Source organism: Microcystis panniformis FACHB-1757, from assembly GCF_001264245.1.
GTDB lineage: Bacteria > Cyanobacteriota > Cyanobacteriia > Cyanobacteriales > Microcystaceae > Microcystis > Microcystis panniformis.
Window position 1 is genome coordinate 682,027 of record NZ_CP011339.1, and the last position, 12,879, is coordinate 694,905.

General features: G+C 37.9%; 5 protein-coding genes and 1 pseudogene. 2 read left to right on the forward strand and 4 right to left on the reverse strand.

Annotated features, from left to right (window positions below):
• The first annotated feature begins 159 nt into the window (after positions 1-159).
• Entirely contained in the window at positions 160-429 is a 270-nt protein-coding gene (locus tag VL20_RS27070; protein WP_072926087.1) for a hypothetical protein, read from the forward strand.
• On the forward strand, positions 384-992 hold the full coding sequence (rpsD, locus tag VL20_RS03355; RefSeq protein WP_002737433.1) for a 30S ribosomal protein S4: 609 nt from the start codon (positions 384-386) through the stop codon (positions 990-992). The genes VL20_RS27070 and rpsD overlap by 46 nt, the downstream gene beginning before the upstream one ends.
• A 237-nt stretch (positions 993-1,229) precedes the next feature.
• Here the strand turns inward: rpsD and VL20_RS03360 are convergent.
• From VL20_RS03360 to VL20_RS03375, 4 genes and pseudogenes are all read right to left on the reverse strand, one after another.
• Positions 1,230-2,828 (reverse strand): annotated as a pseudogene (locus VL20_RS03360) (IS5 family transposase).
• Positions 2,829-3,119: 291 nt separating this feature from the next.
• A complete protein-coding gene (locus VL20_RS03365) occupies positions 3,120-4,946 on the reverse strand; it encodes a hypothetical protein (RefSeq protein ID WP_052275612.1) in 1,827 nt (608 codons plus the stop codon).
• Positions 4,947-4,967: 21 nt separating this feature from the next.
• Entirely contained in the window at positions 4,968-9,527 is a 4,560-nt protein-coding gene (locus VL20_RS03370) for a DUF6603 domain-containing protein (RefSeq protein WP_052275613.1), read from the reverse strand.
• Positions 9,528-9,562: 35 nt separating this feature from the next.
• Complete coding sequence (locus VL20_RS03375) at positions 9,563-12,772, reverse strand: hypothetical protein (protein WP_052275614.1); 3,210 nt, start codon at positions 12,770-12,772, stop codon at positions 9,563-9,565.
• Between the last annotated feature and the right edge of the window lie 107 nt (positions 12,773-12,879).

Consider the following 12,879-nt stretch of genomic DNA (forward strand, 5'->3'; position numbering starts at 1 on the left):
TGTTGCGCGCGACTTTTTACCCGGCCAAGCTTTTCTGGTCGGAACCCCCTAAGCCGAGTTTTCAAGGTGCTGCGCCGTCCACTTGGTTTTCGAGACTGGCTTTTTAATTCTAACGTAAAGCCAACCTAGAACGGCGGGGTTTCAGACCCAAAATTTCCGATGAAAAAAATACATCAGCTGCCGTCAGGAGGCGGTTATCAGTTATCAGTTATCAGTTATCAGTTCACTGAGAAAACTCCCCACACCCCACACCCTACACCCTACACCCTACACCCCACCTCCCCACTTTCCCACTACCCCACTTCCCACACCCCAAATAAATTACTTAATTTGTGCTACGATAATAGTTTTGGGATAAATTTAAATAGGAGCAGACTGTCTGTATGTCTCGTTATAGAGGACCGCGCTTGCGCGTTGTGCGTCGTTTAGGGGAATTACCAGGGTTAACCCGTAAAAATGCCCGTCGTGCCTATGCACCGGGGCAACATGGCCAGGCCCGCAAAAAACGTTCAGAATATGCCATTCGTCTAGAAGAAAAACAAAAACTGCGTTTTAACTACGGTGTCAGCGAGAAACAATTAGTTCGCTATGTCCGCAAAGCTCGCCGGGCTACTGGTTCCACCGGTCAAGTGCTGCTGCAACTCCTAGAAATGCGTCTGGATAATACCGTTTTCCGTCTCGGTATGGCCGGGACAATTCCGGGGGCGCGACAATTAGTCAATCATGGTCACGTCACCGTTAACGGTAGAGTTGTGGATATTGCCAGTTATCAGTGCCGTCCGGGTGATGTGATTGGAGTTAGAAATCAAGAGCGTTCCCAGGATCTCGTCAAAAGAAATATGGAATACCCCGGTTTAGCCAATCTGCCGAGTCATTTGGAATTTGACAAAAACACCCTTGTGGGCAAAGTGAATGGCGTTGTGGAAAGAGAATGGATTGCCCTCTCGATTAATGAACTGTTAGTAGTGGAATACTACTCTCGGAAAGTCTAGGAAAAAAGCCTTTTCCAGATACCTTGAGGACGCAATTGGCAGCGTCCTTATTTTATTGGTTAAATTTAGGTTGAAAGATAGCAAAAATACGATGCTAAGTAGCTGGTTATAATTAAATTTAAAATGGATTTTAGGTTTGATCCCCCCTTAGTCCCCCCTTAATAAGGGGGGCATCTGATAATTTTTAATGCCTACCTAGGGTTTGCTGAAAAAGTAAAAAACAAAAACTCTCAAAAATCAGCCCGAATTTAAGATAAGTTTTTCTGTTGAGAAATCAGCTTTTTTATCATCTTTTCTAATCAAAGAGGGATGAATAAAGCTAAATTTAGATGTAAGTACCTAGGCAAAATTATTTACACATGACGATCATTGCCCCGTAAGGGTTTTAGCTCGATCGGGCAGGTAATTAATTTTGCATGACTACTTATAAAGAAATAGGGACAAAAAAAGACAGTTAACCTGTCTAAGCAGGTTAGAAAGATTGATGACTAAAAAAGTAATGGCAATGGAAGTTTCTGAAGTTTTATCAAGTTTTGTCATGATACAATCAAGACTATATCTTCTTTTTGCTTGACCAAATTTACCTTCAATTGCATTCCGAATTCCTTCATCCTCAAGAGCTTGTTTTTTAGTTTCTTTACTAATATTTTTAGGTGGTCTTCCTAGAGGAACTCCACTGATTCTAATTCCTCTTTCTTTACACCAAGCTAGATTTTTTCTAGTTCGATAAATTTTATCAACATGAACTGATTCTGGATAATATCCTGTGAATTCTTTATACTCTTCTACTTGCGCTTGTAAGTCCCCAGATTCATTAAAATTATCCCAACTTAAATGGTCTAAAAATACATAACTCTCAAAACAGCTTACTGAGATTTTTGCTCCAAATTCAACTGGTTTTCCTGCTTTTCCTCTAACGATAGGGCGGATGTGTGGTTGGGTTATACTCACAATTCTATCATCAATTCTCGATGATTTATTTTCCCACATCCACAATTGTTGACGATAAACTTCTGTCACCACTAACAACATTTTGTAGTTTCTTTTGCTGAGACTACTTAACTCTGATCCCCCCTCGATTAATTTCTCTATTTGAGATAGATTTCTTTTGATATATTGCAGTTGCTTCTTGATAGCTTCTCGTCTTTCTTTTTGAGAACAACGACGTTTTTTGGCTACTTTTAAATAATCTTTTCTCGCTCTTTTTCTATAAGTTCTTGGCTTTTTCTTCAGCTTGATTCTCAAACTTTGATAGAGACAATCTAGAATGTTTTCTGTTTTCTTTCTTGCTTGATTTAATATCCCTAAATCCTGGGGATAACTTAGATCAGCAGGTGCGCAACTTGCATCTAATATTAATTTTCCTTTATTTTTTATTTGACTCTCTTTTTCTTCTTCTTTTCTTTCACTTTTTTCTTCAATTTCCTTCTTTTTTCTCTCTCTCATCACCATTCTTTTATTAATTTTATTGATTAAATTCTTACTGATTCTTTTACGAAAATTAACGAACATTGTCGCATCAAATAGAGCTTCATTACTATAGGCTGACATCCCTAGAAAATACTGTAAATAGGGGTTTTCCTTGATTTGCTCTATGGTTTCCCTGTCGCTTGTTTTTAATTTTTCCTTAATAATTAATGCTCCTAATGCCATCCTAAATGGTTTGGCTGGCGCACCCATTTCTTCGTCAAAATTTTGGGCATATTCTTCTTCAAATTCTTCCCAGGGAATTAACTCTGCCATTATTATCCAGCGATTATCTGCTGATAATTTTCCCTCAAAAGGCAACTCAAAGTTTTCTGGGGCAATTGAAGACTCGTTCGTTTTTCGGTACATATGTTCTTGTCGGATAAGTGCAAGGCTCTTCTCGACTTTGTGTGATAATTTTTGCTTATGGAGTCGTGAAATGCTTATCGGGCAAGACTTTTAGGGCTATTTTGCGGATATTCTATCAGTATAGACCTCGTTTCCACACAGAAACCAGAAGAGCCAGTGCAAGGGTATTTTAGCAATTTTAGCCGTTTTCTGTCCCTTTTTCTTGACTTTTTGGGAATTTAATATGGCTGTAATCCTTATATCATAAGTATTTCACAGTTATTCAGCAAACCCTACCTAGTTAATAGGTTTTTAAGAACCAATAAATCTCACTTTTTCTACTCCTTCAATCATCTCTAAAGCCAATTGAGCAGAGGTAAATGAGCTACTATTTTTAATAGCTATAGCTAGGTTGTTAATATTGATGACCTTTTTATTTTCATCCCTCCAAGGAAAAACATGAGAATCAATGTTTTTACCACTTCTCAATTGTTTGTAGGTTTTCTTCTCATCATCCAAGTCTAGTCCGAAATGTAAGGTTTCTGGTTTTTGGTGAATATCTAATGTTTTGATTTCTCCCTTAAATAAACAGATTAAAACATTAGCAGAAAGACGTTCCATCCGTAGTAATTCAATCTTGTTTATATCATCTTCATTATAACCATCAACGAGTAAACCCGGCCAACCTGACACCACATCTGAACGGAGTAAAAAACCAGTTACTATGGGGTAATTGTTAACAGCAGGATTTGTTTTATTTTCTTGATCCTGTTTATGATCTGATGTAGTTACTCGACCAATACTAAAGGCTCCATCTAATAGGCATTCTATCCAAAGGGAATCAAGATAGAAGAAACGAATTGATTCTACAGGTAACATAAGTTCATCAGGAACCAGATAATTAAAAGGTACACCTTTAAGAAGACTTAAATCTTCAAACCAATTATAAATACTCTCAGGAAGTTCTGTATTAGGTTGATTGTAAACGGGTAAATGAGTTTCGATATTTTGTAAGCTTTGTCTATGAGTGCGTTTCCAATTATAGAGACTAACGGATAAATTTTTACTCTGTAAAGCGAGTAATCTTCCTAATTCCCAAGCAGCAGAGTATGAAACATCAAACATACCATTATCAGGATTATAGATGATTAATTCATCTGCTGTACGAATGGGTAAAGTGATGTTATTGTTAGGGTTGTTTCCTGTGATCAAAGGACTATGATACCAAGAGAAGGTTTTCCCTCCTTGTCGTAAAAAATGGGGTAAGGGAACATAACCCATAGATAGATATTTTTCGGCTTCAGTATTATTAACTTGTGGCAATCTTAGGGTACTAGGTTCTCGGTTAAGATGGATCAAAAGTCCTTTAAAACTTTGCTTTTCATCAATACAAGAAAAACTCCAACTTTTTAGGCTAACTAAACGAATATTATCATTATCTCCTGCTCCCTGAAAATCAAAACCGTTATTATTATAACGTCCTTCTAAAGAAACCAGATGGACGATACTTCTGCCACTTTTTTGAGGAAGTCTATTACAAATAATAACGGCTAATTCATCGCCGATTAATTTTCCTTGAGCATCTGTTCCTTGACGAACATGAGCAAGATAAGTTAAGTCTTCTTTAGGGGGTAAAATTTTTTCTAATAACTGTTTTTGGACATCAATAATTATTACTTTATCGTCTTCATGTTGTCCACTTTCTAGGGTAAAATTGGGAAATTTAGCGGGATAACTATTAATATTTTTTAAGGTTTCTAGGGTAATAATTTGAGTTTCTGGTGCTTCCGTTTCTTCAAATAATAATAAAGCTAACCAAGGAGTATTATTATTATTACTAATAGATTGACGTTCCCAAGGTAAGGTACTACGGTTTAGGATAATATGGGGTAAAACATTGGAATGTTCTCCTAAGCTACCATCAGGGGGAAATACAGCGTGGATGTCTGTAGGTTTTAAGTCAAATCTTTCTGCACCTACAGAAAATTTTCTAGTAATCTGAAAGGAGTTATTTGCTGTAATTTTTTCCTCTTTTATTTCTTGTGTAAGAGTAATCTCATAATCACCATCTTTTAAAGCTGGTTGATGATACTGAATAAATTCAATTTTAGTGGGTTCAGTTGTGGTAGTTTCTGGCATTTTTGACTCCTTTAATAATAATTAATTAACTAAAACTCCAATTTTAGGTAAACCTAAGAAATGATCGGCAATTGTTGCACTGAGATCAATTTCTTCACTGTTTAAATTTAGTGCTTTTAGTAAATTATCTCTGGTGTTGTTGACTGCGTTATCTACAATAGTGCTACTAATGTCTTTAGTGGTTTCCTCCTGAAAAGTGCCAATTGTCTGCCAATGATAAGCATTATCAATCGAAACAGGGCTAAATTGTAATTCACTGCGATTAATGGCTTGAGTTGCCCCCAGTTCTGGTTGTTTTTTAGGTTTAATTTCTAATCCAGATAGGGTATTTTCAATAAATTGATTACCATTCAAACTAGGGTTTAAAGATTCGCCCCAAAGTGCGATGGGAACTTTTTTAAATAGGGGAATACAAGTAAAATTTTTGTCAAATTCTGCTGAACTTAGAGACTTGCCATCTCTAGTTATACTAATCGTTAAATCTGAGGTTAATTGCTCCGATTTGACTTCCATTGGACTGATGCCAAATTGGGTATTACTTGCCGCGATTTGGATTTGATCGTCTTGAAGAGTTATATCTTTAGTATAGACAGCTTTCTTAGCAGGAATGACTGAATTAGTGACTAAGCAGAAATCTTTAGGATTAATGATCCCTAAATCTGTTTTATCATCTTGATTAACTTTTCTGACTAAACCCTCTTTAACGGCAATGGTACAAATAGCATCAGCAGCAGGGAGAAAAGAGGTTTTAAACTCATTCCAGTCAATGGCTGTGGGTGCTTGCGAGGCACTGCTACCAAAGCTCACATCAAAAGAAATAATCCAAAGATGAATATGGGCAATCCCTGTAAATTCGGGTCCCCAGATGTGTAAATCTGCCCCTAATTGAACGGTAATATGCTGAGTCCCGAAAAATTGGAAAGTATAGGAAACCCCCATATCAATATAGATAGAAATATCGTAGTGATAGGGTTTCCAAGACATGAGAAAGTCTGCCCCGGCGTTGAACCAAGCACTCAGAGGACCACTATTCCAAGTAGCTTGGAGGTGTCCCCCGGCCATGATAGCGGAAGGAGTCAAGGCAAAATAAGCATCTGCTTTGAGGTAAAGTTCACTGCTAACTTGCCAATTAAGCCCAAGGCGAGGTACTTTCGGGTAATGGTCTGGGACTTTAAAGAGGGGATGATAACCCCCTAAAGTGAGGACAAAATCTCCCTCATGGACGTTAGGGGCAAACCAGCCATAAAAGGCAAATCCTCCAGTGAGATGACAAGCTTGAGAAAGGATATAAGAGTTAGGAGTAAGTTGGGCAATAACGCCAATAAATCCTTCGGCGGGCAGAAAACTGGCTTTGAGGGCTAGTTGTACCTCGGCAACTGGGGGGACTCCTGCGCCTACATTTGGGGGGGCGATGAGGGTGGCTAAACCAAGTATATTAAGTTCAAAACGATTACCAAAAGCGACGGTAAGCAGGAGAAAAGAATCAATCAGTTTAAAAGAGGTGAATTTAATGCCGATGGCGAGGAATATTTGCCCAGTTTCGGGGGGGATATAGTCTCGGAGTTTGGTTAGTTCTCCTGTGAGTCGGGCGGCTTGGTCTGAGTTAGAACCCTCAGCAGGAGGAGGGTTAACCGCTTCGGCGACAAGGGGGAAGGTGGCAATTTGGTCAATGGTGGGGACTTTGAGGGCGCGGTTATAGCCAAAGCCGGCGGCTAATCCGGTGACGAAGAAGAAGGAGGGGCCACCGATGGGGTAGTCAAGAATGGCGTAGATAAAGAGGGAGGGATGCCCTTGAAAATAAGCATAGGACCCTATGGCGGAAAGTTTGAGGGCTTTGCCTTTGACGTTAAATTTGATAACGGCGGCACCGTCGTATTCGTCGTAGGTTTTTCCATCTTGGGTGGTGATTTTGGTTCTGAGGAATGCGCCACCAATTTCTAGTGTGTCGCCTCCTTTGTAATCAATGCCGATGCCTTTAAGGTCAAATTTGGGGTCAAATTGATTGAGGGGGGAGTTAACGGCAAGTCCATCAAGGGAGAGGGAAAGTCCAGCTAGGTTAAGACTAGCATCTAATAAAACCCAGATTTTTGAGTCTTGGTATTTTAGACCAACTCTCTGAAAGTGGACAGGCCCTAAGCTTTTTTGCAGTGTAAACCATTTGGTACTATCACTAATTGGGGTGGGAGTAGAGGAAGGGGTGACGACTGAGGGAGAAAGGTTATTATCCCGTGGGGGGGTTGTTCCTTCTATTTGACCATTATCTTTATTGATGGTGATGGGGAGTTCTAATTGTTGGATTTCGCTTCCGAGTTGAAGCGAGGGGATAAGGTCTAGACCTTGCTTAATATTGGTGGTGGGGAGTTGAATGCCTCCGTCGGTATATAAAGTGTTTAAGGCTTGTAATTCTGGGGCTGTAAAATCAGCTTTAGTTGCTAAGATTTGTAGGGAAATTTTCAGGGTTTGATTGGGAGGAAATTCTTGTCCGACTAAGGGGAGGTTAGAGAGGTTAATGCCACCATCAATATTTAAACCAAAGAGAAAGTTAGTTAAGGTTTGTTGTTTAGCATAGGCAAATAAGGCATCTTTTAGGCTTATTTCTAGTCCTTCTGGTATATCCTCTTTTAACTGAGAATCAATATAACCAATTAGGTCTTTAATTTTTATCGTCTGGTCATCATGGTAAGCGGCGAGGAATTTGGTAGAGGTTTGGTCAGTATCGAAAATGAGGGCAAATTTTAAGCTCCCAATAGTGATATGTCCATCAAAGTGTTTTTGATAAGAACCGTCTAATTGTTGGGTAATATTAATTTGAAGAATTACATCAATTATTTCTTCTTCGATCTCCAATATAGATTCACAGGTAAAGTAGAAATTCTTTGTTTCAGTATTGAAATAAGTTGCTATATTTTCAACCACTAATCCCTCAATAGCTTTGGGAAAACCTTCATCTGTTATTCCAAAGGTTGTTACTAAATCTTTTATTAACAGTCCGATGGGAATTTGCTGTCCAGGTCTGGTACTTCCGGCAAAAGTCCAACCCCCACTTTCGTTGGCATTAGTCGCCAGCAGAATCAGATCTACCCCGGCAATAGTCAGAACACTGTTAATTGTAGCAAAGCTACCACCAAGGTTCTTTTCTATCTCTAGATGTAAATATTTAAGGGGTAAGATAGAAGTTCCTCCCAAGTTCAATTCCCAATCACTAGCCATCTCTATTTCAAAGGCGTATAACCCTTGTTTGATATCAGCACTTATCGCAAGGTCTAATATGGAGATGTGTGGCAGGTGAGCATTGGGGATTATTTCCTCAATGATTTGCTCTAAGGCGATGGTTTGATATAAGCCAAGTTCACCATAAAAAGCAAAGTCGGGAAAGACGGCTGAAGCGTTTACTAAACCCCCTCCCACATTAAAAGCGGATAGGAGATAAAAACGAATAGGAGTAGGATCTCCGGGACTAACTTCCCATCGTAATAATAAATCCTCAATTGTTAATGCTTTTCCTAATAAGGGTTGATTCCAGTTTGCTGTCGGACCGATACTTAAGACAATATAAGATACCCTAAGTGGACTTAGGGATAAGTGTAGGGATAATTCACGAATTTCTAGGGTACTTAATGAGTTTATTGCCAGAGGAAAGGTATCGCTATTGTTGGGTAAATGACCACTTAATAAGTTAGTAAAAGTGTCGAAACCGGGAAAAGGAATAGGTTCTGCATTTTCGATGATGAGTTGTGTACTCCCTACGGGCCAGACTATCTCTACGTTTTTAGGTGTTTTTGAGGTTCCTATGCTAACTCCCCCTAAAAAGCTAATCCCTGATCCTATATAGTTAGCATAAAGAGAGATGCTGGTATGCAAGACAAGTGAAGAAATCCCAAAACTGAAAATATCTTCATAGGTTTTAGTAAAATTTAGTTCTATCTCTAAGCGTATTTCTTCGTATTCAGGTTGTTGATTTAGATAGCCATAAAAAGGTAAAGATAAATCTTGATAACCTGCAAACTCTATTAGTGTATCTAAAAGTGGCATCTCAGAAAGTGCTATCTCTGAAACAAAATTTAGCCCCTGATGGATTTTACTAATATTTAAGGTAGTATCTAGTAATGTGAGATAGGATTTTGGGGTTTGATCTTTCTGAAAATTGTGGGAAGAAAAAACCAGTACCATCGGCTTATCAGCGGGAAATCGTAAGTCGTAAAAAAGTGAGGATTGATTACCCGCATCTGGACCTAAGTTGCCAAAATTAGTATAATCGGGAAGGTCTGGATAAGACCAAGAAAAATCCCAAACCTTCGGGAGAGTGGCTTTTAGTAGGTACTCTAACTGACCGTTATAGACAAAAAAAATGCCTTCGACAGCTTGCAGTCTTACCCCCAGTAATGAAGGGATTCTTGCTTGAAAATATAGGGAATCATCCGTTTCTGCGATGGTTTGTTTTACTGCCTCAAGTTGTAATATTTCTCCAGAAAAGGCTTGTTGAAGTTGATTAGCTAAAGCTGAACCGATGGCATTCTGATCCAGTGTTAAATGACCTAAGTTGAGTTGGTTTTTGATAGATTGAAGGTTGGGATTGATCATATAAATAGGTTTGTTTTTTAATGGGATAGATTGATTTACAGTTTCTTAGCATTTGAAACCATACTTTGTTGTTTTTTTAATCTTTTCTTTTCATCCCCAGGTAAAGTTGCTTTTTCTTCTTCTGTTTCTTTAATCTGTCTCTTCAGGCTTTCGACTTGTTCCCCAATGCTGTCAACTTCCATTTTAGGGTTCGCCTTCTTAAGTTCTTCTTTCATGACCCCAATTTTCGTTGCTATATCTTTCTGAATTTTCGATATTTCTTCAATAGTTTCTGTCAAATAATTAATGTTTTTCAACAAAACTGAATCTTTAATAATCAATTTAAGTTGGCTTTGATTTTGCTGTTCTACGGTCATATTTTTAAAATCTTCTGCAATTTTATGGTCAATAGTTATTTGAGATTGAATGTCAGTATTAGCATTTTTAAGCAATTCTTGTAGCATATTGCAATTTTCCTCTAGTTGCTCTAGATTTATGGTTGTAAAATCAGGAGTAGAATTTTGTAGAATCTTCTTTATTTCAGATGTTTCCGTTACTATTTGTACTGCAAACCCGTTTATTTGCTTCAGGTTATTGAATATTTTACGAAGTTCTTGATCTAAATCTAAAACTCTGCCGATAATCCCCGCTTCTTCCTCGCTAGGTAGCAGTTTTTCTACACGGCTTTTAATTTTTTGCTTGTACTCAGACTCTTTACCCATTGCTATATACAACGCTCTTTCTACCATGTAATCAAGGATCTGGCATTCATGTAAGTTTATGCTTTCACTTTGAGCATCGTAGATGTGGTCAAACACTTTTTTCCCATCATAATAAAGCTTGTAGCGCATCCAACGGGCTATTGGTAGATACATGAAAAAATGTCTTTCCAAATTGTACTGGAACTTGAAAAGCTGTTTCTTTTTATCTAGATTAGTAGCAGAATCGCTAATTGCATCTGACAATTTCTTAAAAGCTGTTCTAAGAGCCTGATCATCTATGTTACCAGAAGCATTTATTTTAAATTTTAATCTATATTCATCTGGGGATACATTAGGAACTTTTTCAAAGAATTCGCTTTGTTGATTTTTTACCGTATGATCTGTAACACCATCCAATAAAGTTTCATTTAATTTGTCTTGCGTATAACTTCCTCCTGTTACCCATGTACCCGCATTCGGTATCAAATAAGCCGTAATTCGGGCTTTTAATTTACTTCGTTCAACTTCTTTAAAATCGGTTTTATTTTGACTGACGCGACGTTGACCAGTTTCAATCGCCAGTTGTTCAGTGTTGCAGTGTTTACTACCAGAAACAAAATTACCCAATTCTTCTGGACCGCCATCCCCATGACCAAACAGGTGACACCATTCTTGATCGGTTTTTAAACTAGAAGCATCAACAGTAGCATTTACATCTAGTTTATTATCTACACGCCATTGCTCCTTAACAGCATTATCATTAAGCTGTCCTAGTACATATTTAGCAAAGGAGGTGGCCGATAATTTAGAATCAGTTATTTTAGGCGTGATATTACTGGCTTTCATCCCAGGATATACATGAAAATCACTCAAGGCTTCTGCCATCGTTTTCCCCGCATCTACTCGTTCCTTTTCGTTAAAACCTAAAGTGAGATCTTCTCCAACAGCGTTGAACTTTTTCCATACCCGGTAGCCAGTATTGTCTAACTTTACAGATATTTCAATTTTTTTGATATCAAATTTATAATCATAACCAGGAATGCTCGGATTCGTAACGCGAGGCGGAAATGGGTCTTTTAGAGGCTTATTTCTCTTAGGTTCTGACGGATTAAATGTTTTATAATATTGAATCAAACTATTTATACTACCAATGACAGGATTTTTAAATCCATCTTTTTTGACTTTGTCGTAAGGCCAATTAGTAGGGTAGAAAGCATCAGATGTGTTAGTTGTGCGGTTTTGTTGAATTTTTGGACGATTAGCTGATGTTACTAAAAACTCTGGATTTAATTCAAACAAATAACTCCATAATTTTGCTAAGGGAAAATTTGCATCTCCATCAAGCAAATCAATTAACCATTTATAGTTTACCTCATTCACCCTATCGGCACGCATAGGATAGCCACTACTTCCACGCCCTCCCTCGCCTATATTTACGGCGGAGATATGCCCCATTAAAGTTCCCCCGTTATCGTGGTAAAAACAGTGATAGTTTCCCTTAGGAAGCTCGCAAGCCGCCTGATGTGCTAAGGCTTTAGCTTTTTCTGTTTCTTTATCATTTCTTTCAGTATCATCTTTTCCATCATCCTTTTTGAAATGAATTCTGTCTCTCAATAACTTATTCTCCGCGTCATCCTCTTTTTTTGGTAGTGTAAAGACATTTTGTCTAGTTTTAGTTACAGTATTCTTCCCCTTCTCCTTATCACCCAACTTATTGATTTGACCTCTTAATTCCCACAAATAACGATATTGCTCATTTCCTTTTTCTAAAAAATATTCAGCGTCTTCGTTATCACGCTCTTCATCTTTATTTTTTATTTTTTCATCATACTTGTAAGTTCGCTTTATCTCATAATCATTAGAACCATCTTTTTTTCCGTATTTATATCTTTGGGTATCTTCACTATTATCCAGAAAAAGCAATCTAGCGTTAGGATTTACATAAACACCGTAATATAAGTCAGTGCCATTTGTATAAGATCCCTCTGGGCTGATAGCAATGGCTGGCACGATTAAGGTTTGATCCTGAAGGGGTTTTTCATTTGTTATCCAGTGTTTTCCTCCTATCTTATTACCTGTACTATTATCAAATCTTACAAAAATTTTATTGAGCAAATTTGCATTTACAATGCGTAATCGGTTCAGTATTATTTGATTGCCAGCAGTATCTTTTACCTCATTGTTACCGTCGAGCCATTTCCAGTAGTATTTATTTTCTTCATCGGCTATTCGAGCTAAAAGTGTGTCAACATCTTTAGAAAGATGGGTGTCTTGTAAGATATAGCCAATGAGGCAATCATTGAAGTTGCATTCCTTTCCCCAGAACTCTTTCATTGAAGTCTCAAAGTCCGAAGATATTTTTTCGTTCCTCGTGGGTTCTGGTTCGTTTTTAAGCTTAAAATCGGTTTTAAGCTTAAAAGTTGTTAAAGCCGCTTTGAGTATAGATTGATAGTAATCTGTTATGGTAAGCGGTTGTGTGGGAGGAATTGCAATGACATTAATAACATTGTCTTTAAACTCAACTCGATCGTCTGTTTCGGTTTTTATAGCTTGGAAGTTTCCCATGATTTGACCTACCTGTTAATAGATTAATAAATTGTGAAGAAGATTAATATTTATCTGCGATCGCTTTTGATTTTCTCTTTTAGGGGGGATGGGGTGCGATCGCTTTT

Bases quoted from the DNA above. Each gene is read 5' to 3' on its own strand.
- VL20_RS27070 (WP_072926087.1), top strand. From the start codon at position 160: ATGAAAAAAATACATCAGCTGCCGTCAGGAGGCGGTTATCAGTTATCA.
- rpsD (WP_002737433.1), top strand. From the start codon at position 384: ATGTCTCGTTATAGAGGACCGCGCTTGCGCGTTGTGCGTCGTTTAGGG.
- VL20_RS03365 (WP_052275612.1), bottom strand. From the start codon at position 4,946: ATGCCAGAAACTACCACAACTGAACCCACTAAAATTGAATTTATTCAG.
- VL20_RS03370 (WP_052275613.1), bottom strand. From the start codon at position 9,527: ATGATCAATCCCAACCTTCAATCTATCAAAAACCAACTCAACTTAGGT.
- VL20_RS03375 (WP_052275614.1), bottom strand. From the start codon at position 12,772: ATGGGAAACTTCCAAGCTATAAAAACCGAAACAGACGATCGAGTTGAG.